Below are 25,217 nucleotides of genomic sequence, written 5' to 3'. Positions count from 1 at the left end.
AGACCATTTAATGCCTGATGAGCCAACACGTTTTACACCATTATTTATGGATAAAATGTTGGAGCATACGGAGCGACTAAACGCATCGGATATCACCATTCAAACGGGTGAACCTATCTATGCCGAAGTTTATGGAAAATTGCTGCGCATTACGAATCGCCGCTTATCCAATACGGAGCTTGGCGATTTAATTAATTCTATTTATGGACCTAACGCGACCACCCAGCTCCTTTCAGGAAAAGATATTGATACGCACTATGAATTTCGCCCTAATCGTGGCGTGCGTTATCGTTATAGGGTCAATGGTACAGCGTGTCTTGTTGAAGGCCATGATGCCATTCAAATTACCCTTAGGACTATTCCTACCACTCCTCCTAAGCTAGAAACCATGAATCTTCCTGACATCGTGCTTGATGCCGTTGCACCACAGGAAGGAATTGTTTTTATCACCGGAGCAACGGGCTCGGGTAAATCAACCCTTTTGGCCTCTATTATTCGCGACTTAATTGAAAAAGAAGATTCACATCGTAAAGTATTAACCTATGAATCACCTATTGAGTTCGTTTATGATGAAATTGAAACGGTTTCGTCGATCGTAAGTCAGTCTGAAATTCCTCGCCATTTGCCTAGTTTTGCGGATGGAGTAAGAAACGCTTTACGCCGCAAGCCTCGTCTTATCATGGTTGGGGAGTGTCGTGACGCAGAAACCATTAGTGCGGCTCTGGAAGCAGCACTCACAGGACATCCTGTATATACCACCTTGCATACATCTGGAGTTGCAGAAACGATGCGTCGTCTCGTAACCTCCTTCGCAGGGGAAGAACGTTTGGGACGAACTATTGATATTCTGGAAACCATTCGACTATGTATTTGGCAAAAGCTAGTCCCCACTGTAGATGAAAAACGGGTAGCATTACGCGAATACCTAGTATTTGATGAAGAAGTCCGAGATATTTTATTAGAAAGTGATCCCAATGATGTCACCGCAGCAACACGTAAGTTGGTGCGACAAAAAGGACAACTGATGACCTGGGATGCCAAAAATAAATTCGAACAAGGAATAATTAGCGAACGCGTCTACAAACTGATTATTGCTGGGGCAAAAGATTATCAGCAATAATTAAATTAGAGGGGTACAGCTATAAACGGAAACGCTTTACGTTATTATAAAAGTGCTCAAGCCTTATTTTTACCAGTAAAACCTATTGAAGTTTTAGAGGGTTTTGAGCTTCGCCTACATAAACACCGTTATTTTTTTTGTGGTGCCGAGCCTCCAATAAACTATTCCAGCAGCACCCGCATCGGCAGGCATAAATATGTTGCAAACCGCTTGCTAGAAGAAGCAGAAATTCCTGTTCCTAAGGCAGTTTTAGTGGATAAGGAAGAGCTGGAAAATGATGCATTTACCGAGCAAACAGATCAGCTTGAATTTCCTTTGGTGGTAAAGCCATTAAATGAGCGGCAAGGCAGAGGGGTTTTATGCAATATCCAAAGTCTTGATGAATTAAGAACCGTACTAACCCAAGCCTTTGCCAGCTATGAACAAATCATTGTGGAAGAATTCCATGCCAATTTACGCTCCTATAGGGTCCTAGTATTTAATCAAAAAGTAATCGGGGTGGTACTACGCCATCCGTCCTTTGTTATTGGCGATGGGAACCATAACATTAACGACTTAATTGAACTAAGTAATAAAGAACGCAACCGAATCAATGAGTTTTTAGGGCCTATTAGTTTGGATGCAGAGGCTTATACTTGCCTTAAAGAACAAGGGCTAAAAGAAGACTATATTCCTCGAATCGGGGAAAAAGTAGACTTAGGCTACACCAGTAATGCCACTCGTGGGGGCACCTACGAGAATATAAATAAAAATATATGCAAAGAAAATCGCAAGCTCATGATTCGCGTTGCCAATACACTCAACCTCAAATTGGTTGGCATTGATATACAATGTGAAGATATAAATAAACCAATAAAATACCCTGAGGGGGTTATTATTGAAGCCAATGAAATCCCTAGTATACGCATCCATGAACTTCCTATGTCTGGACCGGCCAATCTGGTAACCCGAAAAATAATGCGCCATTTTATCTATCGGCACCCTTTTGCCTATTTATGTTCGCTATACTTTAATAAACGCACAGCATTTTATTTTAGGGCAGTGATTGTTGCCATAATTATCGCTGTGCTGTATCCATTACTCAAGACTAAAGGCATTATATGACCGATTCCATACAAATGTTGGATGCCTCATTAAGAGATGGTGGACATCGAACAAATTTTCATTTTAAGGACACTGTATTAGAGGGGTTTCTGCCCCTTCTCGACCATTCAGGCATTGAATACATTGAAATTGGCTATCGCAATGGTTCCTTGCATTTTATTGCAGACTTAGGGCGAGCCGGATGGTGCCACAAAGATTATTTACTCTTTTGTCGTGACTTGATTAAAAATGCAAAAATAGCAGTCATGGCTCATCCCCGTAACGTAACTGAAGAAGACCTAAAAGAACTCAAAACCTGTGGCGTGGTTTTATTAAGAATCTGTATTGCGCGAGGAGAACTCCCCGTTGCTCTCCCTTTAATCAAAATAGCCCAGGATCTAGGCTTGATGGTCTCGGTTAATTTCATTCATATTTCATATTACACAAATAACGAATTAGATGAAGCAGTTGGTTTAGCCAGTAGCCATCAACCAGATATTATTTATTTTGCAGATTCAAATGGGAGCTTATTACCCTCTCGCACTAAAGAAATCTACGACCGCTATATGAGAGATACGTCGATTCCCTTTGGTTTCCACGCTCATGATAATATCGGCCTAGCCCAAGCAAATGCGTTGGCCGCACTCAATTCAGGAGTTCGTTTTATTGATGCCTCCCTTGCTGGAATGGGTAAAGGCATAGGTAATTTGCGAACCGAGTTTTTCACGGCATACCTCCATGCAATTGACATTAAAAAATATAACTTACAAGATGTCTTGGATGCTGCCAATTATGTACGAGATGTGCTAAAAATAGGACATGAAGCAATTGAGATGGATGAGTTCATTCGAGGGATTACTGATCTCTCTACCGCAGATCTCAAGGCATATAAAGAAAAAAATAAATTGTCCTAGAGGTACATCAACATGCAAAAAAAGAAAATATTAGTCATTGGGCCTGTTTCTGCACACGCTGAAGATATGGCATCGATTGCTAAAACTTTATCGTTCCTCACTGAAGACTATACCCTTGATTACCTTGACTCACTGTCCATTATGGAAGAACTCCCCAATGCTGCTTATTACACACTTTGGGAACAAAAATTATCAACCTACATCAATGATTATGATGCCTTTTTCGGATTTTCATTTGGTGGAGTGATCATTCAACAATGCTTTTCATTGTTTCAGCCATTGAATAAGCCAATCATCTTATTTTCAACCCCCACGTTTGCTGATAGTTCCTTAAAGCAGAAGCTAGGCTTAGTCATTCATTTATGCCAACAAGATAGACTTGAAGATGCCCTCCAGGCGCTCTATGAGCCTGTTTTTTACCCTAATCCCATGCCCCCGCTATCAAGTACTGAGTTTAACCGAGAGGAAGCCTATGAGCGGCTAATTTTTGGTTTAACCCGAGTATTACAAACAGACTCGAGGACTATAATACAAAACAACCATGTACTCCATTTACATTTGATCGGCGAATACTCAGACCTGGTGAATAATAAAAACGTTATTGCTGCTCAGAACAGCCAATTAGTGATTGTGCCTCATTCCAGTATGCGGGTACTGCAAGATAACCCCGCCTATTGCCAAAAAATTATTTTGGAGGTTTTAAGTGGAGCTCAATAGAAAGCTTAAAATCGCCGTACTGCCCGGAGATGGGATTGGCATTGAGGTTACCAAAGCAGCGCTGCCTATATTTACTGCACTCGATCTACCCATTAGCTTACACTTAGGCGATATTGGTTGGTCGTGTTGGCAAAAAGAAGGTACGCCTATTCCAGAAAAGACTTGGGATCTGATCCAGGAGTGCGATACGGTTTTATTAGGGGCTATCACTAGTAAACCTCAACGAGAAGCACAACAGGAGTTACCGCTTGAGTTGCGCGATCGCGATCTTAGCTACATCTCACCAATTATTTTACTAAGGCAAAATTTAGATTTATACGCTAATGTACGCCCGTGCTTTTCCATTCAAGCCAGCGAAAAACCATTTAATTTTTGCATCATCCGCGAAAATACTGAAGGACTCTATGCGGGTTTTGATTATGCTCCACCTCCAGAAGAAATACTTGGTTTGCTCGCCAAGAAAAAAAACTGGCAACAGATTCCCGCCCAGGAACTAAGTTGCGCGCTGCGCTTGCAATCAACTGGAGGCTTAACACGTTTATTTGAATTTGCATTCCATTATGCAGAACAACAGCAAATGCAACGAGTCACCTTTGCAGATAAACCTAATGTTTTACGCCTAAGTGGCCATTTTGCCCGCGAGATATTTGAGTCTGTAGCTCAAAAATACCCACATATTCATGCCGATATCCTCAATGTTGATGCCGTTGGGCTGTGGCTTATTCGCCGCCCCGAAGAATTTGGTGTCATTGTAGCAGAAAATATGTTTGGTGATATTTTATCCGATGTCGGAGCTGGGGTCATGGGCGGTTTAGGATTTGCACCCAGCGCCAATATTGGGAAAAAACAGTGCTATTTTGAACCCGTTCACGGCAGTGGGCCTCACATGCCTCCCCAAACAGCAAACCCCACCGCCATGTTCTTAACAATAAGCATGCTCCTTAAACAATTCGGTTATAAAGAGCAAGCCAAACTGATTAATGAGTCAGTGCGTGTGATCATCAATAAAAGACGGTTTGTAACCTATGATGCAGGAGGTAACTCAAGCACTACAGATATGGCCAATGCGATTATCGACCAATGCATGCGCTTCGCCCAAAACCAGCATAAAACCCCAACGCTAAGTGAAAAAAACTCCATGGATGCATACCTGAAAAAACTATATACCTTTAATACCACCGAAATATCGGATGCATTGGATGCCTGCAAGGTTGAAGGTGCGTTGTTACATATAAAAGCATTAGCACCTGGCATGAAGATGGCCGGTCCCGCCTATACCGTATGCTATGCGACTAATGAGCAAAAAAGCTCCGAATTTAAGAATGCTGCAAATTACATCGATGCAGTACCAGAGCACTCTGTTGTTGTTATTGATAATAACGGGCGTATTGATTGCACCGCCTGGGGAGCCATCCTTACCAAAATGGCACTGCATATGAATATAGCAGGTACGGTCGTCAACGGAGCTATTCGTGATGTAGACTTTATTCGCGAGGCTAACTACCCCCTTTTTTGCGCTGGAACCTACATGCGCTCAGGCAAAAATCGTATTCATAAAGTAGCTGAACAATGCCCCTTGATTATTAATGAGGTTACGATTAATCCAGGTGATATCATTTTTGCAGATGATAATGGGGTTTTAGTCATCCCAAAACAATTAATATCCGAGGTGATTGAGAAAGCGGAAAAAGTAAAATTCACCGAACGTAATATTACTAAGGCGATTCAAGAGGGTTTCTCATTGGAACAAGCACGAAGTGATTATCGTTATGACCAACCCTGGCTTGGTGCTAAAAAGAAATGAACAAATTAGCAGATTATCAATTTATTGATATTCATTACCATGCAAGTCCCGATCTCTATGCACGTCGCTGGAATGCACTACAAGCAGGAGAAATTTATCAATCCTTGCACGGAGCCGTTTTTTTAACCAGTCATCTTGGTGCAACCAGCATTCAAGCCACCTTAGCGCAACAACAAGGATTACCGGTTTTTCCTTCGTTGATTTTAAATCAGCTGGCAGGTGGAATTAATTATCGCGTCATTATGCAAGCATTGAATGAATACCAACCGCTAACCCCCTCAAAATTGTTGGTACACTTTCCTACAATTACGGGTCGCAGCTATCCCTCAAAAATTTCACGTCAATTAAGCTATCCACATTTAAGTCCATATAGCCAACGCGGCGAAACTCTGTTTAATAGCAAACAGCAATTAGGTAAAAATGTAGTTGATATTTTAAAAATGGCAAATGACTATCCAATTATTTTAACCACTGGACATGCATCCCAAGAGGAGGTTTACTGCTTAGTGGATGCTTGTATTCGCTATAAAGTACCTGCATTAGTTTTAAATCAACCGGCCCATCCATTGGTTAATTTAAAAGCACCGGACTTAATGGAATTAGCCCAGAATGAATTTGTCTGGGTTGAGCAAACGGCATTAACGTATCTTCTAGGACATCAGGATAAAGAAGATTTTAGTGCAGTATTGCAGAACATTCCTCGCGTTATTTATAGCTCGGATCTTGGGCAAACAACGCAGATGGATATTAAGGAATGGGCCCGTTATTCCTCGCAGCTATTTACTGAGTTGCAGCTGTCGGAACAAAGAAAAAACGAGCTGTTGCGGGGGCATGTGATTAAGCTGTTTTCGTAGCTATTGCGCGCGCCGGCCCTATTCCGAAAAAACTTCTTTCAAAAACACCTCTGTTGTTTGCCAAGAACGTTGATCAGCCTGCTCGTTGTAATGCAACCCCATCTCATCATCATTCGCTAAGGGATTAGTAAATGAATGAGCAGTATTACCATAAATATGGATTTGCCAATCCGCTTTCCGAGCACTCATTTCAATCGCAAATTGATTGACCTGCTCTGGTTTAACCAAAGGATCATCATAGCCATGTAAAACCAATATTTTAGCTTTAATAGGAGCAAATAATTCTTCTTCTGGAGCTTTGAGCACGCCATGAAAACTAACTACACCTTTAACATCAACGCCAAAACGTGCCAAATCCAACACACATAAACCACCAAAACAATAACCTATAGCCGCAATATTGTTTTTATCAACCTGAGGTAATTCCGTGAGTAAATTAAAGGCGGATTGAATTCGCTTAATTAACATTTGACGATCATTCATAAAAGGAGTCATTAAAGCTCGTTTTTCTCCCTTTTCAAAAGCTACTTGCGCTTGCCCATACATATCAATAGCAAAGCCCACATAACCCATCTTAGCAAGTTGTATGGCCTTATTACATGCCTCATTACCCCGGCCCCCCCAATCATGGGCAACCATCACCGTGGGCCGTGGCGATGAAAAGTCTTTGTTGTACGCGATGAATCCTTTGCAGATTGTATTCGCGTCATTGTAATTTATTTCATCCGTTACAATCACACTAAACCTCAACTCATTAAAACACTAAGGTCTGTGTACATCCCAGTTTAACCACCGAAATGTAAACAGACCTAATTTCAATAAATAACCTATTCTGGTTAACCGCCCTCACCACCAAGACCTTTGAGTTTGCCACCAAGACCGCCGCCTTTACCGCCGCCGCCACCGCCGCCACTTTTACCACTAGTAGCCTCAACGCTACCGCTGCCGCCGCCACCACTACCGATGGCACCTTTAGCTTTATTGAGTCCTTTCATACCAATACCACCAAGTTGCTTGTCAATTTGACCTTGAGCATCTCGGGTTTCTTTAATACCGGCATCTTGTTGCTTTTGAACCTCACCAGCCCATTGTGCGGACTCTTGTCCTAAGCTTTCAGGGTTACCTCCAATCCAGCGTAATACCTTATCAGGTAAATAGGATATTAAGGTAAAGGATTTTTGTATTAATACTAAATACATCGACGTGTAGGTCAAAATCGAGAAGAAGAAGGCATAAACACCAGCCCAATCCGAATAACCTCCAGTACCTGAAGCCATGTCATCGACCCCGCCGCCTAAGGTTGAAATCGCCGTGCCTAGGCCACTCTTATGCGTATTGTCCTGTTGAATAAAGGCAATGGCTGTATCATATCCGGAGTTAAGAATCCATACGCCAACGTACGACAAGGCAATACCAGCAATATATCCAATAATCATCATCGATGGCCTTAAAAAGACGTTGATTAAGATCATGATTGCCGCTTCACCTTTACCGAAGGCATCATGCCCTTCAGGGTGAGTTACCCCTAAGGCCACTATTGGTGCGGCCACCATCGCTTCAATCACCGAAATCAACCATGACATCGCACCGAAAGTGAAGATCATGTAAGGCAATATCGGAATATAATATGCCGTAGTAAAGCCTATGGTGGTCATAACCCCTACCCAAGCGAGTAAAAGAGGCAGAGCCAAAGAAATCAACGCAAAGATAAAGATACCAAACACCGGGATTAACGCACTGGTAACCGCCATATTTAGTAACATAAGCCAGAGGTTACCAGAGAAGTTAATGTATTGGGTCCCCATATTTGCTAAAGCCACAATAGGGTTAACTCCTGGAGCAGAGAGAACTTGCACCCCTTGTTTAAAGATATCAGCCATACCACTCAGAGGAATCATCAGGAATGCCATGACTACCTGGTTAATTATCTGTCCAAAAATCTGCATCAAGGTGTTATAGATGAAGAGGAATATGACATTATAGAATAAGTTCCCCAACAATTGTCCTAAACAGAAGGAGAAGAACAAGATCTGAACCTTACCGCATGAGAAGCTTTGTTGTTGTAATGTATATAATGACGTATCAACATGGAAGTTAATGGTATTCGCAAAGGTCAAAGGTTTTAAACCGGGTTGTCCTGGCGTTTGCATCATTACTGAGTTATTGACAAAGCCATAGACTGTCGATGATTGTAAACTAGGAACGGCAGGTCTATTAGGATTTGCTGTCATATTAGGTTTAGGCACAAGACTACTTGCCGAGGTAGAGGTAGGAGATGAAATACCAGAACCGTCAATTAATGATTGCACCATTGCTATAGGTGAACGATTCCCACCAAACCAAGTACACAATGTTGAGTAAGAGCCTCCACTACAACTGCCATTATCACCAAAAGGCGAGGTAATCTGGGTTGCATCAAAAGAGCTTTGATCCAAACCGGTATTACTATCTGTCATGCTCGCGTTTTGGGTCGCACTACCCTGAATTTGTACTAGATTAAAGAAGTAAGCTCCTGCCATAATCCAGCCTTGGGTGGAGGCTTGGGCAATGAATGCTCGTGCATTACTGGCATTAGCACTATCGTTCATTTGAGTTAGCAGGTTTAGCGTTGGCATCATAATGCCGTTATAATCATTTATTGCATTAATAAACTCTGTTCCATTAAACAATGTGCCGCCACCAGCACTCCCTGCAGCAGGCCCCCAAATCAAGCAATTTTGACCATATGATGAACATACAGTCGAGTTTTGAGTATAAGGTACTCCAAACTGCTGATTTGCCAAATTGGCAATAAATGGCGTAGAGCTGCTTGAATTATTCGAACCTGGTGCCGCAAATCCTGGAGCATTACCAATTATAGTTTGGGTTACATTAGATAAATCCACATACATTTGTTGGATGGCAATTGCCCGTGACAGCTGTGCGGTTTGTAACTCATCGGGTGTAAGAGAAACACCCCCTATGCTCGTTGTTTCACCAACCACTCCCTGACTAGAACCCAAAGCACTTGAGTTGCCTCCCACATTATTGGTATTAGATACAGTACTACTTGAGGGTTTAATACCAAAGGTCGTTTTGAGAGCTGACAACACGGCATTATCAGATTTGGTTGTGGTATTCGTAGTTGAAGTAAGGGTATTAATATTATTCCAGCGGATCTGGCCGCAAATACCATTTAAGAAATTATAGGGAGAACCAGTGTCAAAATTAGGCATTGACACGGTCCAATAACTTGCAGTGGGATTATTATTTTGCGTAGTCACTGCATTGACCGAACCAAGAAAATCAGGAACAGAAGTATTACAGAACGTAGCCATAGTTCCGGAAGGTGTTCCCGAACAAGGCCCTGAGTTTTTTGCCTTTTGATTTAAATAATTTTGCCGCTGATTTTGTAGCTGTGTTTGCAAACCCAGCATACACACTTGACCTGCAAGAATATTCATCGCGCCTGAAGCAATGCCTGACATTCCGGCAGAACCATTAACAAGCGCTGAGGCAGGGTTTACTTGTTGGGCTTGGATTATAACGCCCCCACGGTTCAAATAACTTAAAGCCGCATTCCAAACTTTATCTGCGGCTCCAACACCTTGTACCACAATCCACATAACAAAAATTTGCATCAAGCAATAACCGGATGCTTTAGGGATTAATAAGGATAAACCTACGGTGGAACGTACTGGAATCCAAATAGAAGACCATTTTTGCCCTAACATTTGTCCTTCATGGGCTGTATTCATAGTCGAGACGAGTAGGGTGTACATTATAATCATACCGCCTAAAGCTAAAACGGCAGAGTTAAACACCCCAAACATGCTACCCATTATTTGGCTGCCCGTACCGCTGATCACGCCATCGACGATACCAAACAAATTACCCAAAAACACAATTGAATAGTCACTGGCCGGCGGGGCAAAAGTCAGCGAGTTATCCGCTAAAGCCAAAGCGGGGAAGAGGAAGAGGAGTATAGTTTTTGTAAGAAAATTGCTCATTTTTTCTCCCCTAATAATCCTTGCCTGAACCATTCGTCAAAGGTACAACCCAACTTACGACTTTTAATTTGGTAGTACCAGAAATGGTAGCGAAAAGCCAATGCCAATGCGATTAATGTGACTATTAAGCTCACTAAAACCGCCATAAATGAACCATAAAAAAGTTGATAACCGGCATAGCCCAAAATCAGGCCTGCTGCGATTAGCATGACGATACTTAAACGAAACAATGCTTTTTGCTTTGTCATTAAGGTTGTATCATTAAGATTTAATTTAGTTGCGGCCTCTTCAAAGGACTCAACCTCCTTATTCTGTTGTGGTACAAACAATCGTTTAAATCCATTAGATAGGTATAGAGTAAAAGACCTCACCCGTTCCCAATCAAACCATGCGCGAACATTTAGAATACTGCTAATAAGCTTTACAATTCTCGATTCTGATTGCTTCTTCATATTTTTTACTTCTTTAAATTAGAAATCTATCTTTTACCCTTCATAATATACTATAGTAGTAAGTAATGAATTCGTCCATTAATCTAACACAGTAAAAAAAGAGTAAATCATGCCCGATCTTAGCCATGAAGCATCCTCCCAATATTGGTTTGAATATATCGACCCGATGATCTACCGCGTTATTACTTTTATGGAAAGTGTTGAGGACTGGACCCTCGATGGAAATCCCGAATTTGAGGCTGCTATGGAGCAGTTGGGTAAGGAGCTTGACGACATTGAAAAAATCGATTTAGGACTCCTGTCTGAAGAGGAAAAGTTCATTCGTATCGTAGGAAATATTAAATCAGGGAGAGGACTACGTTTGTTGCAAGCAATCGATACAGTTCATCCGGGAAGCGCTTCACGTGTCCTAATACATGCGGAAGAAACGAGTACTGGAAGCCATGATCCTGCAGGAGTTTTTCTTAAGAGAAACATTGTATTTGAACGTTTACGCTTATTATCGCGAGTTTTTTGTCAATATCGACTCAAACTCGTTTTGCGCGCACTTGAAGGGGATGAATGATGAAACGACTATCAAAATTCGCTGTGATTAATTTGTTTTGCTGGACGGCACTGCCCGCTGTAGCAGATGACCTTTCCCAGTACGGCACCCAGCAAACAGCAACCAACACACAAAATTTAGTAGAATATTTAGTAAATCTTGGTGGCTATTTAGGGTATAACATTACTCAATCGCCTACCAAGAATAACAGCACAGTAAGTCAAACCCTACTTAATGCCAGCACAACCCAAGTTGTGCAAACCTACATGTTTAATACCTTTTTAGGCGCCCTCCCTGTTAACGCCTTCAGTGCTGCCTTAAGTCAAATCGTTCCAGGAGAAGTAGCTGGTGCCTCATCAATAAATGCTTGGGCCAATAACACCTTCAATGCACAAAACTTCAGTAACCCCTCATCCCAACAGCAAGGCAAGGTGTCCGTTGTCAATAATATTGACCAGCAGACCTTTCAACAAGACCCTGTGAATCAAGGAATATTAAATATACTCGGTACACCAGATAACAGCTATTGTATGAACTACGATGGCACTGCTTGGGTCGGATGCTCCTCTAATGCCAATGGTGGTAACCTAGTACCAGCAAGCGTGGTTTCTTCGAATATCATTGGGGAACTTCCCTCGACTTACCAATATTTTACATATCAATATAACCAGCAATTTTTAAGCCAGTTAAATAGCAATAATCTAACTGCGCCACTTTTGTATTCAACCCAAAGTACATCGAGCAATACAGGTTCAACTATACCTACATCTGGCCAATCTAACTCCCAAAATCAAGGCTTAAATGCACAAAATCAGGCTCAGCAAGCTGCGAATTTTATTCGCTATGTTTCTGGCTCTGTAACACCATTACAATTACCCAATCTTAAGTCCTATGATACCTTATATAGTACCGCAACAGCATCAAGCGGTTCTCAGCAGCCTACACTTGAACAAATACAAGCGAAAACTACGCTTAATAATTATTTTACTTCACTACGGACCTATGCAGCGCAATACTCTGTAGGACTAAGTAATTTATATTTCATTATGTCAAAAAGGCTACCACAAAACCAAAGTACTACCGGGCAGGCACCAGCAAGCCAAGCATTGAGTGAGTTTCAAATGGCGACTTGGAGATTATTTAATGCGGATATGAGCCAAAATAATCAATGGATCAATCAAATTAATACAGCTTCTCCAGCAACGGTCGAAAAAGAAATTGCAACCTTATTGGCTGAAATTAATTATCAAATGTACTTAGGTCGCCAAATACAAGAGCGTATTTTACTTACAAACAGCATTATGCTTTTGCAAAATACTCGCTCAACACAACCTAGCGGGAACTTCACTGGCTCGGGCTCAACAACAAACTCATCTCAATAATCTCATCATGTGGGCCTTAAGGCCCACAGTTTTTTTATCATCTGCTATGATAATTCATGCGACTAAAGCTCAAAACGTGCCGGAAGGTAGGCTGGGCTGTTAATCCCCAGAAAAAATGGTCTCCACCACACACCCAATGCGGGGCTTAACAGACCAACCTACATCTATGAAGCTCTTTTATACACCAAATAAACATTATCAATCGTCTTTTGCGAACGTCCTTGCGCATTACGTGCAACAGGTCCCGACTCAAACCGAGCAACAAACTGATAATGTGTCAAAAAGTCAGAGCCTTCGAGTAGGTTTATTAAGAAATCACACCGAGCCTCAAGGACTGGCTTACTGATAATAACCCAATTGGGTTTTACCTGCTCACGAATATAAGAGGCATATAAGGCAAAGTTACTGTTATAAGGTGGTTGTGTTAACTCCGCGTTATTCAAGCACTGGCTATCAATAAAACGTAAATCAGAGCGAGCATTAAAAGGAATTACCCCACAATCCCCTAATAAAATAGTATCCCCCTTTGCTGCCTGCTCATTCAATAATCGGGCAATCAATAACCTGCTTTGATTCCGACTTTGGTAATTGTTGGCCAAAACATGGAGAGAAGCCAAATTATCCCTCGGGATTAATAAAAACGTTATGAAAATAAAGATAAAGCAAACGAGCAGCTTTAAATCTTCTTTTACTATATTAAAATAATGTAAAAACTCGAATACTCCCAAAACTGCTAACAAAGAAAAGAGCGCGAAAGGAGCTAAAAATAAACGTAGCATATGTGCTAAAACAGGATCCGCCCCCCATAACATTAGTCCATAGAGCACGGAAGGCAACCACAACAGGATATGTCGGCAATCTTTAGGCGCCAACAAATAAGGCAAAGAGGCGACAATTAAAGGGATAATGACGCGGATATAATCAAGATCAACCACCCCACGCTGTCCGGTCAAAAAAGCTTTACATTGGTAACTATTTGGAATCCAATGCCCAAAATAACGCACACGCCAAATAAAATAAATTGTATAAGGAAGCACCAAACATACCAGCGTAATGATTCCCCATAAATAGCCCTTTTTTTTGCTCAGCAGCATCGTGCTTATGCGTTTTGATTTCCACTGACAAAAAATAAATAGGACAACAGGGACAGCCCAAACGATTCCCTCAAATCGGGTTAAACCAAGTAATAGCAAGCTAATATTAGTGATAGCCCAAGCCCGAGTAGATAATCGACTATCTCCTGTTGACTGCTCTAACACAGGAGAAAACCCCAAAGCCACTGCACATTGCCATGTTAATAATAGGGATAAAGCACAGAAAAAAGCACTTTCTAATCCACTAACCGTCCACCAAACCACTCCCGTATAATGGCTAAAAATGAACACTGGGAGCATTGCCAATAAAGGACTTAAAAAAAGCCGGCTCAAACGATATAAAAAAAACAGCGCCGAGCCTAAACTAAAAACGGAAATCCATTTCATCGTCAACACAACAGGCCAATGTAGCTTAAAACTTAAAGAAGCCATTAAAAGCCAAAGAAAATTTGAATATCCTTCAACCCGAGGTAACAACGCAGGCCAGTTAATCCCCTCTCCCTCGGCCAACTGACGTGCATAAAGCCAGGTAATGTAGGCATCGTCGGTGGTAAACCCCCATGCCGCCGCTATGGAGACGATTAAATAATAAGTACAATAAACCGCAAAAATAATTGCTAACCAACTTTCTTTTCTCGATGATAAAGAACTCAAAATTGAATGTTCCGTTGTTTCTAAAAAGTGGTTCAAGCATAGCGATAAGCAGTTATGCTGTCATCCAATTTTTATATCTCTAAAGAACTTCGAGCATAATAACCTGTTCGATAAAAAACCAATTGATTTAATTAAATCCATTAATTTCCAGAGCAAGAGCCTGTTAAAGCCTTTATATAAAGATAAATTAACAATTTTGCAAAAAAAGGGTGCAAAAAATGTCACATGTGATATGATTTCACTCAAATTGTAACATACTGTTTTTAGGTCAATTTCAGCTACTGACTCACAAATAAACTAAAAGATAAAATAAAAATCAAATTTAGCGGGTAAATATGTCTAAGACTTTAACTTTTTATGTTTCCGGAATGACTTGTGGTGGCTGTAGTGGCCGTATTCATCGTATTGTAACCCAGAAGCTAGCTGCAAAATCCCTCGTGCTTGAGGCATTTGATGTCGATTTTTCACAATTTAGAGATCCCAAAAGGACCACCATGGTTATTTCGGATTCGCCTGACACGCAATTAACAAGCTGGCAAGAAATAAAACAATACATTGAAGACCTCGGGTTTACCTGTAAAGAATATGACTACACTCCCCCAGAAGAGCTTCCAGTAACACTGCCACTCCTAGAGGAATCCCAAGAAGCACTTCGAGTAGAGCATACCCCCCCAGTTCTAGAAGAAGCCATGGCTATAGAACCGCCTTCACCGAAATCCTCTCCTCAACTCAGCGAGCTCTTCATTAGCCAAGCAAAAAAGTATTTTTCGTCACATTGGTTTAAGGGATTTCTCGGCTGTGGTGCCGGCGTTATTGTGTTAATCGCTTGCCTAAGCGGTGCATCCATGTCACTTGCAGTGATGCTGCCACTTGCAGCACTCAGCACTATGTTAACTTTAGCATTAGGTGCAAACTCCTATGTTGATGCATGGAAAAAATGGCGAGCAAGCCGCGCCCTAACCATGGACAGCCTCTTCGCCCTAAGTACAAGCTTGATCCTGGTTATTTCTCTTGCTTCATTATATGCCCCTTGGCTGCCTATGATGTTCGATGCTGCTCTACTTATCTATGGTTTTAGACATATTGGCCTTGGTATCGAAGACAGTATTAAAGCACGCATTGGGACGGCTAAATTCCAAGATCGAGCATCTAAAATAGTTAGAAAAATTAGCACAAACATTGAAGATGACGCTGCAGAACATGAAGAAAATGCGCTGTTAACCCACATTCAACCCGGTGATGTCATCCTGGTTAAGCCAGGAGAGATTATCCCGTTAGATGGAATATGTCTTGAAGAAAGCACTATTTATAATACGATTACTACTGGAGCAATTCTTCCCCGCCATTTCATGCCTGAAGCTAAAGTGCTTGCAGGAATGCGCCTTGCGGAAAATGCAGCCCCGTTAAAAATTCGCGTTAGCAGAAACTATCAAAATTCCTATCTTTCCCGCCTCGACACCCAAATTGCCAAGGCAGCTTTAGATAAATCCCCTATTGAGCTACAAGCAGTACAGCTTTTAGAATACTTCATTCCCTTGGTGCTATTACTTGCATTAACCGCGGGAACTGCCATTGGCCTATTTTTCTCAATAACCGCTGCAATTCAATGCGTGGCATCAATTTTGGTAAGCGCTTGTCCTTGTACATTAGGCTTAATTATTCCTCTTGCTGTGACTTCCGGGATGCATAAAGCAGCTGAAAATGGGGTGCAATTTAAGAGCACTAAAGTGCTACAACATGCCGAGCACATAGATACAGTTATTTTTGATTTGAATGGCACCCTAACGACGGGTATTCCTGAAGTCAAACAGATAAAAGCACTCAATGAGCAAGAAATATCTGAATCGCAACTCCGCAAAATTTGCGCAGCTCTGGAAAAATGGTCCAAACATCCTACAGGCAAAGCCATTTATGCGTATACAAAAGACGATAATTCAGATGAGTTAGAAGTAACTGAATTAAATAAAAAGCACCACTCAGGAATCATTGGGGAAATTAATAGCAGCAACTACATCATCGGTAGCCTCTCCTTAATGAAAAAGCAAGGAATAGAGCTCCCTAGAGATGCAACCTTACCTGAGCTAGAAAGTGGAGATGACCTAGTCTTAGTTGCTCGAGATAAAACCATCATTGGCTATATGGTAATGACTGACCCGCTGCGCAACGATGCTATTCGTACGATCAATGCCTTAAAAAACATGGGTAAAGAAATTCACCTATGCACGGGAGCAGCCAGAGAAACAGCTCGCCGCTATGCGAAAAGACTTGGCATCAATCCTGAACATGTATATGCAGAGTGTGTTTCAAATCAAAAGACAATTTATATCCAGGATTTAAGAAACAGAGGACGTAAGGTAGCCATGTTTGGTGATGCAGGAAATGATGCGGAAGCTATGGCTGCAAGCGATTTTAGTGGGGCTATTGCGTCTGGAGACCAAGTTACTCAAGAAGCCGCTGATGCCGTAATTCATCCAGGTGCATTAATGGCAATTGCCTCATTGTTTGCTATTTCAAAACAAACAGTCGCGAATATCAATCAAAATATGGTGGGAAGTTTTACCTACAATTTTGGTATGGTCGGCGCCTCCGGACTCTTATTTATTACCGCAGGCATCACGATCCCCCCTGCGATAGGCGTTGTTCTAATGATGTCCCAAGCCTGCCTTATCTTGTGGAATGTTTATCGATTCAAAAATCAACCACTTGAACATTTGGCAGAAGAGGCTCAAGAAACTCAGAGTCAAACAATGTCCCATACAAGCATGATGAGACGAATGCCCACATGTGGCAATAGTGAACGCTGTACACCAGATTCTCAGTCCGATCTTCTAGAGGACATGACTCCTAACCCTAGTTGCTTAGTAGAGTCAGGAGTTTCAAACGATACAGATGCCCAAGTGCCACAAATATGCCGTGTTTAATGGCAAGTACAGGATGGTGATTGAGTATTATCTTTACAAACTAAGTGACCTGTAGATTTGTCACATCGAGCAACACCACCATGATTAGAACAACAACCTTTAGTGCTACCAGAAGTAGTAGTTCCCTTGGTAGTTGTAGGGGTTGTTGTGGTTTTTGATTTACCGCCCCACCAGCTACTTTTGGGTTTTGTTGTTGTAGTAGTTGTGGACTTGGTTGTGCTCTTAGTTGTCGCAGGGACTGTTTTCGTTGCTTTATTTGTTGTAGTGGTCGTTTTAGGTGTCACAGCCTTCGGGCTTTTTGACTTAGGACAAGTACAGGTTGGAGAGGCAGTGCCATCCTTACACATCTGCACCCCGGTTGTTTTATTGCACGAGGCTACCCCACCATGACCTGCGCAACACGCGGCATAAGCTCCTGCTAATGGACTAGCAAATAAAAATAAGGCAATAATAAGACGATTTAAACTGCTACATTTTACTGCTAAATTATTATTCTTCATTTGGAACTCCATGTCCGTGGTTCACATAAGTAAATATAGACCATGTTTTGCTTAAAATGCATAATTAATATTCTGCTAAGATTAAAAGAGGATCCTCTCCATATTTAACGTCCATTATCAGCGGAAATTTTGGAGAAAATTACCTGTACATATAAAAATAATTTCTTATGAATCCTTGGAAAATGATGACAGACATTAATTATAAAAAACTCAACGCATGGATGTGGTTCATCTTCTTATGCCTGATTATTGTGATGAGTTTTGCATTAGTTACCCTACACCGTTGGATAGGGGAGCCTTCTTCTGCCTTCCATGTTGTAATGCTTATTTTTACTTTTTGCTTACTGATAACCATTCTAATGGCCGTATGTATGTATTTAATACTTAAGTCACACGAAAAAAGTAAATCTCTCTTTGATAACGAACAGCACTATAAAATGATTCTAGACAGCATCAAAGACAATGCAATTTTCACCCTAACCCCTTTAGGCCATGTAAAAAGTTGGAATATTGGTGCACAACGAGTTTATGGGTATTCAGAAAAAGAAATCGTGGGTAGACACTCCTCCCTGTTTTATCCCCATGAAGATATCGCGAGAGGCATCCCTACAAATATAATAACCATTGCCCAAAAAAAAGGCAAATTTGAAGGTGAGGCAATACGAATACGTAAAGATGGCAGCCCCTTTTGGGCACATATATTAATGGAGCCGATATATAACGATAAACAAAGATTAGCAGGTTTTGTTAATATAATTCGAGATGTCACTGAAAACCGCAAAATGGAAGAGGAACACTCAAGACTAATTGCTCTAATCGAAGAATCATCTGATTTCGTAGGAATTGCCGACTTACAAGGAAATTTATTATACCATAACCGAAGTGCTAAACGGATGGTTGGTTTACCTGATGACTATGATATGTCATCGATGAAAATTTCCGACATGCATCCTTATTGGGCCGTACAAAAAGTAATTAACGAGGTCATCCCCACCGCCTTTGAAAAAGGATTTTGGACTGGAGAATTAGCATTATTACACTGTAATGGCCGCGAAATCCCTGTCTTACAATCAGTGACCTTACATCGAAATGCAATGGGAGAACCAGCCTGCCTTACCACCATTGCACGCGACATCACTGAGCGTAAAGCCGCTGAAGATGCAACCAAAGCCAGTGAAGAAATATTCCGTTCAGCCATGCAACATGCCGCCACCGGGATGGCCTTAATCTCACCTACAGGAAAATGGTTAAACGTGAATCACTCAATGTGCACCATGCTCGGCTATAGTGAGGAAGAATTACTACAAAGTGACTTTCAAACCCTAACCTATCCTGACGATTTAGAAACTGATTTGGAAAATGTGCTTTTGATGCTCAATAAACAAATTGACAACTATCAAATGGAAAAAAGGTATATTCACAAAGATGGTCATCTTGTCTGGGGATTATTAAGTGTCTCTTTAGTTTGGGATAATGATGGCACCCCCAAATACTTTGTTTCGCTAGTACAAAACATTTCCTATCGCAAGAAAGCAGAGGCAGCAAATAAAAAGCTCCTACAAGCCTTAGAAAGCTCAAATGCAGAATTAGAGCGATTTGCTTATGTGGCCTCCCATGATTTACAAGAACCAATACGTATGATCAATAATTTCGGCGAACTATTATTAACTGAAAAACAAGATAAACTTGATGAGGAGGGTAAAGAGTATTTAAAAATTATGACCGATGCAGGCCTGCGTATGCGTGCCGTGATTAATGATTTACTTGCCTATTCCCGTATTCATGAAGACTCTGAGAATATCTTCTTTGATGGAGAAAGTATCTTAAAAAGCGCATTAGAAAATATCAAAGCATTAATCGAAGAACAAAAGGCCGAAGTAACCCATGAGCCCCTGCCTACGCTTTATGGTAACCCCATGCAGATTATGCGCGTGCTGCAAAACCTGATTACCAATGCCATCAAATATCAAGCACCAGGTAATATCCCTGTGATTCATATTGGTATAGAGGATGCGGATCCCTATTGGAAAATCACCATCCAAGACAATGGGCTGGGAATTGACGAGCAATTTATTAAAGAGATTTTTGAACCTTTTCGGCGCCTACACGCATGGGATTCAATTAAAGGAAGTGGACTTGGTCTCTCAATTTGCAAAAAAATTGCCGAAAATCATAATGGTTCTTTATCAGTCACATCAAGGGTAGGAATTGGTAGCAATTTCACCCTCACCCTTCCAAAACATGATAACATTTTACATGCCTGAAGAAGAGGACTAGTATTATAATAGCAGGTAAAATACGTTGATGTCCTCGCAGTAACGATACTTACGGATAAGTTAAATAACTTAGGAAAAAATGATGCACGATTCATCTGCCTCTAATCCTCTAAAAATCTTGCTCATTGAAGATTCTGTTGGTGATGCAATGATTATTAGCAAGGTATTACAGCAGGCTATGCCTCAAGCTCATCTATTGGAAAGAGCCTCAACAATTAGCGAAGCGCTAAAGATTGTCTCTGAACAAGAGTTTGATGTCGCATTATTGGATCGCACTCTTCCGGACTCTCACGGATTTAATGGACTACATAGTATTCAGAATATGTCCCCCAAATTGCCTATTATTTTTTTAACCGGTTATAAAGATGAACGTTTGGCTCTTGAAGCCATCAAGCAAGGAGCTCAAGATTATTTATTTAAAGATCAATTGGATGCAGCATTGATCAAACGTGCGATCCAATATGCCGTATTAAGGAAACAATTCGAAGATGTGCTCATTATACGAGCCAATTTCGATATGTTAACCGGACTTGCCAATCGCATGCTCTTTGAAAATCGCCTGGAAATTGCGCTGGCAAAAATGAGGCAACTGGGAGGCATCATTAGTGTACTCTTGCTTGATCTCGATAAATTCAAACAAGTTAATGACACATATGGACATATTGCCGGAGATAAATTACTGAAAGAAGTAAGCTCGCGCCTTAAACAATCACTGCGTTCCTATGACGTGGTAGCCCGCTTTGGAGGGGATGAGTTTGCAATCCTCCTTGAAAATTTATCTGACCCCCATCAAAGCGAAATTGTCGCAAAAAAAATTGCCTCCTTGATGGACAGACCATTTAATTTATCTGGAAATGACCTTCCGATTACACTCAGCATTGGCATCGTTAACTGTCATAATAATCGTTATATCAGCAGTGAATCCGTCTTATTACAAGCAGATGCAGCAATGTATGAAGCAAAATCTCTTCCGGGAACGTCTTATCGAGTTTTTGGGGGTAAGTAACATCCATTCATCCCTATCCCTTCACTACCATTAACTTAAAGATTGTATAAAGTGTAGGTTACTCCATTTCTTTAACTTAATGGCTGTTAGGGAGAAAGTAAGAAGGATTTCTCCTAAGCCAGCCCCACCGCTGCAGATAGGAATAGCACAGCTCAAAAAAAGTAGGTATATTAACGTGAATTCACTTTAAAGAGATAAAACAATGGGGCGCGTTATTGGATTTGCAGCCAGCTTAGTTATCGTATGGATAGTAGGTTATTTTCTTATCGTTGGCAGCAGCATCTTAATACCCGTTGTTTTGGCAATCTTTATTTGGCACATCCTAAATACTATTAGTAGTATTATTCAGCGTACCCCCAAAATTGGTGTTTTACTTCCTAACTGGCTAAGTATGGTTTTAGCCTTTGGCGTTACTGCAATTTTTATCAGTATCTTCGTGAATATTATTTCAAATAACGTCAGCAATGTTGTTTATGCTTCAGGACGTTACCAAGAGCATTTGTTGTCCATTATTGATGGTATTGATAAGCGATATCACATTGAAGTGTTAACTAATGTTAACAACATAATAAAAACCATTAATATTCAAACGATGCTTCTAAAAATCTCAGGGGTTTTTACCACTCTTGCCAGTTCCACCGTACTCATTGCCTTATATGTTGCCTTTTTATTTGTGGAGCAGCACTACTTCCTCAGAAAAATCGATGCCCTAGTGCCCTCGCTAGAAAATCAGCAGTTAGTTAATAATATTTTGACCCATATTGTTAACGATACCCAAATTTACTTAGGCTTAAAATCGCTGTTAAGTATTGCTACGGCAATGGCAAGTTGGTTCATTATGAAATGGGTGGGAGTCGATTTCCCCGAGTTTTGGGCTCTCCTCATTTTCTTCCTCAATTTTATTCCTAATATCGGCGCAATTATTGCCATTTTTTTCCCAGCCACTCTCGCTATAGTACAATTTGCTGACTGGCTCCATTTTCTAGAAATTATTATTGGTCTTGGCTCAATACAATTTCTAGTCGGTAACATAGTTGAACCACGTTTTCTTGGTAACTCATTGAATTTAAGCCCCTTAGCTATTTTGCTCTCATTAACAGTTTGGGGCACGATCTGGGGGGTTATGGGAATGTTTCTTTCTGTCCCCATTACCGTAATGATGATGATTATATTTGCTCATTTCGAGGCAACTCGGCCCATTGCCATTTTATTGTCCCAAGACGGTGATATTTTTAAATCCTACGAGACAATTTCTGGTGAAAGGATACCCGAAAAAAATTGGATACAGTATTAATTAAAGGATTTTTGTAATGAATAGACTGTACGTTGATCCGGACATTGAAAAAGCGTCTACCCTGCCAGCCCAGTTCTACACCTCTGTAGACTGGTACGAGCAGACCAAAGAAAAGATATTCGCCACGACCTGGCAATTTTGTTTGAGTACCGAAGAATTACAATTAGATGCCAAATTAATTCCCTTCACCTTGCTCCCAGGGCTTTTGGATGAACCCTTATTATTTGTGCGTGACCATCACGATACAATCCACTGCCTAAGTAATGTCTGCACTCATCGCGGAAATATTCTCATTAATGTCCCCTGCACTGCCGAGAAAATTAAATGCGCCTACCATGGCCGTCGATTCAGTTTGCACGGAGAGTTTTTGCATATGCCTGAATTTGAAAAAGCCTGCAATTTTCCCTCCGCAAAAGATAATTTACCCCAAATCCCTTTCGGTGAACTATCCCCTTTTCTTTTCGCATCATTAACCCCCAAGATACCGTTCAATGAGGTCTTTAGCGAGATACAGGAACGTCTTTATTGGCTTCCTATGGAAAAAATGCGCCTGGATAGTAATCGCTCCCGAGATTACCTGGTCAAAGCACATTGGGCGTTATATTGCGAAAATTACCTTGAAGCCTTACATATTCCATTCGTACACCACTCATTAAGAAAAGTGATTGATTGCACCACCTACAGCACTGAATTATATCCCTATTGTAATTTACAACTTGCCTTAGCCAATCCAGGAGAAGAGTGCTTTGATTTACCTAAAGACTCACCTGATTATGGCAAACAAGTGGCCGCCTATTACTATTGGATATTCCCCAATACCATGCTCAATTTCTACCCCTGGGGGTGCTCGGTTAACGTAGTCAAACCCCTTGGGCCAGAGCTAACTAAAGTTTCATTTTTGACCTATGTTTTGGACGAAGCAAAATTAGGCAAAGGGGCAGGAGGTGATCTGGATAAGGTCGAGCGTGAAGATGAAGCCATTGTGGAGTCGGTGCAGAAAGGGGTTCGCTCTCGCTTTTATGATACTGGACGTTTCTCCCCCACAAAAGAACAAGGAACACATCATTTCCAGCGCTTGCTGTGTGAGTTTCTTAATGACTAGGGTCTATTAACCCTATAAATGATGAGAGAGTGTTTACTCTCAAGATACAAGGATTGATAATGCAGGAATTAGCCAAAGAACCCACCCTACAACGACAGTTTAGCGCTCGTGTTCTAGTTATGATCACATTGGGGGGCTCAATTGGCACTGGGATTTTTTTAGCCAGCGGCAGTGCCTTGGCCTTAGCAGGCCCAGGAGGTACCTTACTTGCCTACTGTACAATGGCCATTATGGTTTATTTTTTGATGACAGGCCTAGGCGAAATGGCCTCATTTATGCCGACAACTGGGTCTTTCTATGTTTATGCTTCAGAATTTTGCGATCCATCTTTAGGTTATGCTTTAGGATGGAACTATTGGTATAGCTATGCCATTTATATTGCTTCCGAAATTTCAGCAGCAGCCTTGATTATGCGCTATTGGTTTCCTGACAGCTCCCCCTTCATTTGGTGTTGTATTTTTTCCTTTTTAATCATTGGCTTTAATGCCATCTCCACTAAAACTTTTGGTGAGGTAGAGTACTGGTTATCATTTATCAAAATTACGGTGGTCGTACTCTTTATTGTCACTGGTTTTCTTTTAGTTACTGGGGTTGCAGGTCAACAAACCGGAGGTTTTCACAACTGGTACGTTGGTGATGGCCCTTTCCATGGAGGCTGGAGCGGGATAATCGGCGCCTTCGTAGTCGCTGGATTTTCGTTTCAAGGTACAGAACTCATAGGTATAGCCGCGGGAGAAAGCACTAACCCACGGAAAAATATCCCCAAAGCCATAAAAATGGTCTTCTGGCGAATTTTAATATTTTATATCTTATCCATTTTCATTATTAGTCTATTATTGCCCTATAATGCACCGCAACTTGCTACTGAGGATGTCATAACCAGCCCCTTTACCTTGGTGCTCAAGCAATATCATGAAAATTTTGCAGCAAGTATCGTTAATGCCGTCATCTTAATTGCCATTATTTCCACTGCCAATACAGGCATGTATATAAGCAGTAGAATGATGTGGTATCTGGCCAAAGAAGGTCATATGCCGCGAGTTTTTTCTACGGTAAATCATCGAGGAATACCGGTTTATGCTTTGGCCTTAACCAGTAGCGTGACCATTTTTGCCTTTTTATCCTCTGTATTTGGCAATGGTACGGTTTATTTTTGGTTACTCAATGCCACCAGTCTTTCTGGATTTATTGCCTGGATGGGTATTGCCATTAGCCATTATCGTTTTCGCAAAGCCTATGTACGTCAGGGAAAAGATCTGTCCAAACTGCCTTATGTCGCCAAAGGCTATCCTTTTGGCCCTATCTGTGCTTTTGTTTTATGCACGATTGTCATAGGGGGGCAAAACTACTCGGCACTCATAGCAAATCCTATTGATTGGTATGGTTTACTTATTTCATATATCTGTATTCCCTTGTTTTTATGCATTTGGTTGGGTCATAAGTGGATAAATAAAACCAAGGCTATCTCATTGATGGATTGCAAATTTACCTCTGAATAGTCCCCGTGTGAG

At 41.2% G+C, this 25,217-nt stretch carries 19 protein-coding genes; 14 read left to right on the top strand and 5 right to left on the bottom strand.

Annotated elements, in window-relative coordinates:
- Nucleotides 1-10: 10 nt before the first annotated feature.
- The 6 genes from dotB to E1P08_RS08430 are packed head-to-tail and all read left to right on the top strand — an operon-like array spanning nucleotide 11 to nucleotide 6,492.
- Nucleotides 11-1,120, top strand: coding sequence for a Dot/Icm type IV secretion system ATPase DotB (gene dotB, locus E1P08_RS08455; protein WP_165485140.1), 1,110 nt, complete (start codon nucleotides 11-13; stop codon nucleotides 1,118-1,120).
- Nucleotides 1,121-1,141: 21 nt separating this feature from the next.
- Nucleotides 1,142-2,224 carry a UDP-N-acetylmuramyl peptide synthase gene (locus E1P08_RS08450; RefSeq protein WP_165485139.1) on the top strand — a complete coding sequence of 361 codons (1,083 nt, stop codon included), beginning with the start codon at nucleotides 1,142-1,144 and terminating at the stop codon, nucleotides 2,222-2,224.
- Nucleotides 2,221-3,117, top strand: coding sequence for a beta/alpha barrel domain-containing protein (locus E1P08_RS08445; protein ID WP_133136594.1), 897 nt, complete (start codon nucleotides 2,221-2,223; stop codon nucleotides 3,115-3,117). Before E1P08_RS08450 ends, E1P08_RS08445 begins: the two co-directional genes overlap by 4 nt.
- 12 nt (nucleotides 3,118-3,129) lie before the next feature.
- On the top strand, nucleotides 3,130-3,834 hold the full coding sequence (locus E1P08_RS08440) for an alpha/beta hydrolase (protein ID WP_133136593.1): 705 nt from the start codon (nucleotides 3,130-3,132) through the stop codon (nucleotides 3,832-3,834).
- On the top strand, nucleotides 3,821-5,638 hold the full coding sequence (locus E1P08_RS08435) for an isocitrate/isopropylmalate family dehydrogenase (protein WP_133136592.1): 1,818 nt from the start codon (nucleotides 3,821-3,823) through the stop codon (nucleotides 5,636-5,638). The genes E1P08_RS08440 and E1P08_RS08435 overlap by 14 nt, the downstream gene beginning before the upstream one ends.
- Nucleotides 5,635-6,492 (top strand): DUF6282 family protein, encoded by an 858-nt coding sequence (locus E1P08_RS08430; RefSeq protein ID WP_133136591.1) that lies wholly within the window; start codon nucleotides 5,635-5,637, stop codon nucleotides 6,490-6,492. The genes E1P08_RS08435 and E1P08_RS08430 overlap by 4 nt, the downstream gene beginning before the upstream one ends.
- 18 nt (nucleotides 6,493-6,510) lie before the next feature.
- Here the strand turns inward: E1P08_RS08430 and E1P08_RS08425 are convergent, their stop codons facing one another.
- From E1P08_RS08425 to icmV, 3 genes are all read right to left on the bottom strand, one after another.
- Nucleotides 6,511-7,230, bottom strand: coding sequence for a dienelactone hydrolase family protein (locus tag E1P08_RS08425; protein WP_133136590.1), 720 nt, complete (start codon nucleotides 7,228-7,230; stop codon nucleotides 6,511-6,513).
- Between the two features lie 98 nt (nucleotides 7,231-7,328).
- On the bottom strand, nucleotides 7,329-10,481 hold the full coding sequence (gene dotA, locus E1P08_RS08420) for a type IVB secretion system protein DotA (protein WP_133136589.1): 3,153 nt from the start codon (nucleotides 10,479-10,481) through the stop codon (nucleotides 7,329-7,331).
- Nucleotides 10,478-10,933, bottom strand: a complete 456-nt coding sequence (gene icmV / locus E1P08_RS08415) for a type IVB secretion system protein IcmV (protein ID WP_133136588.1) — start codon at nucleotides 10,931-10,933, stop codon at nucleotides 10,478-10,480. The genes dotA and icmV overlap by 4 nt, the downstream gene beginning before the upstream one ends.
- A gap of 109 nt (nucleotides 10,934-11,042) precedes the next feature.
- On the opposite strand from icmV, the gene icmW reads away from it, so the two are divergent.
- Nucleotides 11,043-11,498 carry a type IVB secretion system protein IcmW gene (icmW, locus tag E1P08_RS08410; RefSeq protein ID WP_058533335.1) on the top strand — a complete coding sequence of 152 codons (456 nt, stop codon included), beginning with the start codon at nucleotides 11,043-11,045 and terminating at the stop codon, nucleotides 11,496-11,498.
- The gene (gene icmX, locus E1P08_RS08405) at nucleotides 11,498-12,859 is read left to right on the top strand and encodes a type IVB secretion system protein IcmX (RefSeq protein WP_133136774.1); all 1,362 of its coding nucleotides are present in this window, start codon (nucleotides 11,498-11,500) and stop codon (nucleotides 12,857-12,859) included. Before icmW ends, icmX begins: the two co-directional genes overlap by 1 nt.
- 164 nt (nucleotides 12,860-13,023) lie before the next feature.
- Here icmX and E1P08_RS08400 read toward each other — a convergent pair whose 3' ends face one another.
- Nucleotides 13,024-14,607 carry a protein LphB gene (locus tag E1P08_RS08400; protein WP_133136587.1) on the bottom strand — a complete coding sequence of 528 codons (1,584 nt, stop codon included), beginning with the start codon at nucleotides 14,605-14,607 and terminating at the stop codon, nucleotides 13,024-13,026.
- 335 nt (nucleotides 14,608-14,942) lie between these two features.
- Here E1P08_RS08400 and E1P08_RS08395 point away from each other — a divergent pair, with 335 nt between their 5' ends.
- A complete protein-coding gene (locus E1P08_RS08395; protein WP_133136586.1) occupies nucleotides 14,943-17,528 on the top strand; it encodes a heavy metal translocating P-type ATPase in 2,586 nt (861 codons plus the stop codon).
- Here E1P08_RS08395 and E1P08_RS08390 read toward each other — a convergent pair.
- Complete coding sequence (locus E1P08_RS08390; RefSeq protein ID WP_133136585.1) at nucleotides 17,525-18,028, bottom strand: hypothetical protein; 504 nt, start codon at nucleotides 18,026-18,028, stop codon at nucleotides 17,525-17,527. The two genes, E1P08_RS08395 and E1P08_RS08390, sit on opposite strands and share 4 nt — an antisense overlap.
- A gap of 182 nt (nucleotides 18,029-18,210) precedes the next feature.
- Here E1P08_RS08390 and E1P08_RS08385 point away from each other — a divergent pair, with 182 nt between their 5' ends.
- The 5 genes from E1P08_RS08385 (at nucleotide 18,211) to E1P08_RS08365 (ending at nucleotide 25,205) form a co-directional block, all read left to right on the top strand.
- Nucleotides 18,211-20,292: a PAS domain-containing sensor histidine kinase gene (locus E1P08_RS08385; RefSeq protein WP_165485131.1), complete on the top strand. Its 2,082-nt coding sequence runs from the start codon at nucleotides 18,211-18,213 to the stop codon at nucleotides 20,290-20,292.
- A 91-nt stretch (nucleotides 20,293-20,383) separates the two neighbouring features.
- Nucleotides 20,384-21,310: a diguanylate cyclase response regulator gene (locus tag E1P08_RS08380; RefSeq protein ID WP_133136583.1), complete on the top strand. Its 927-nt coding sequence runs from the start codon at nucleotides 20,384-20,386 to the stop codon at nucleotides 21,308-21,310.
- Nucleotides 21,311-21,512: 202 nt separating this feature from the next.
- On the top strand, nucleotides 21,513-22,604 hold the full coding sequence (locus E1P08_RS08375) for an AI-2E family transporter (RefSeq protein ID WP_133136582.1): 1,092 nt from the start codon (nucleotides 21,513-21,515) through the stop codon (nucleotides 22,602-22,604).
- 16 nt (nucleotides 22,605-22,620) lie between these two features.
- Complete coding sequence (locus E1P08_RS08370; RefSeq protein WP_133136581.1) at nucleotides 22,621-23,706, top strand: SRPBCC family protein; 1,086 nt, start codon at nucleotides 22,621-22,623, stop codon at nucleotides 23,704-23,706.
- 59 nt (nucleotides 23,707-23,765) lie between these two features.
- Entirely contained in the window at nucleotides 23,766-25,205 is a 1,440-nt protein-coding gene (locus E1P08_RS08365; protein ID WP_133136580.1) for an amino acid permease, read from the top strand.
- Nucleotides 25,206-25,217: the final 12 nt, after the last annotated feature.

It is taken from the genome of Legionella rowbothamii (genome assembly GCF_900639985.1).
GTDB lineage: Bacteria > Pseudomonadota > Gammaproteobacteria > Legionellales > Legionellaceae > Legionella > Legionella rowbothamii.
The sequence above is the reverse complement of the archived record's forward strand: the minus strand, read 5'-3'. Positions and strand labels throughout refer to the sequence as shown.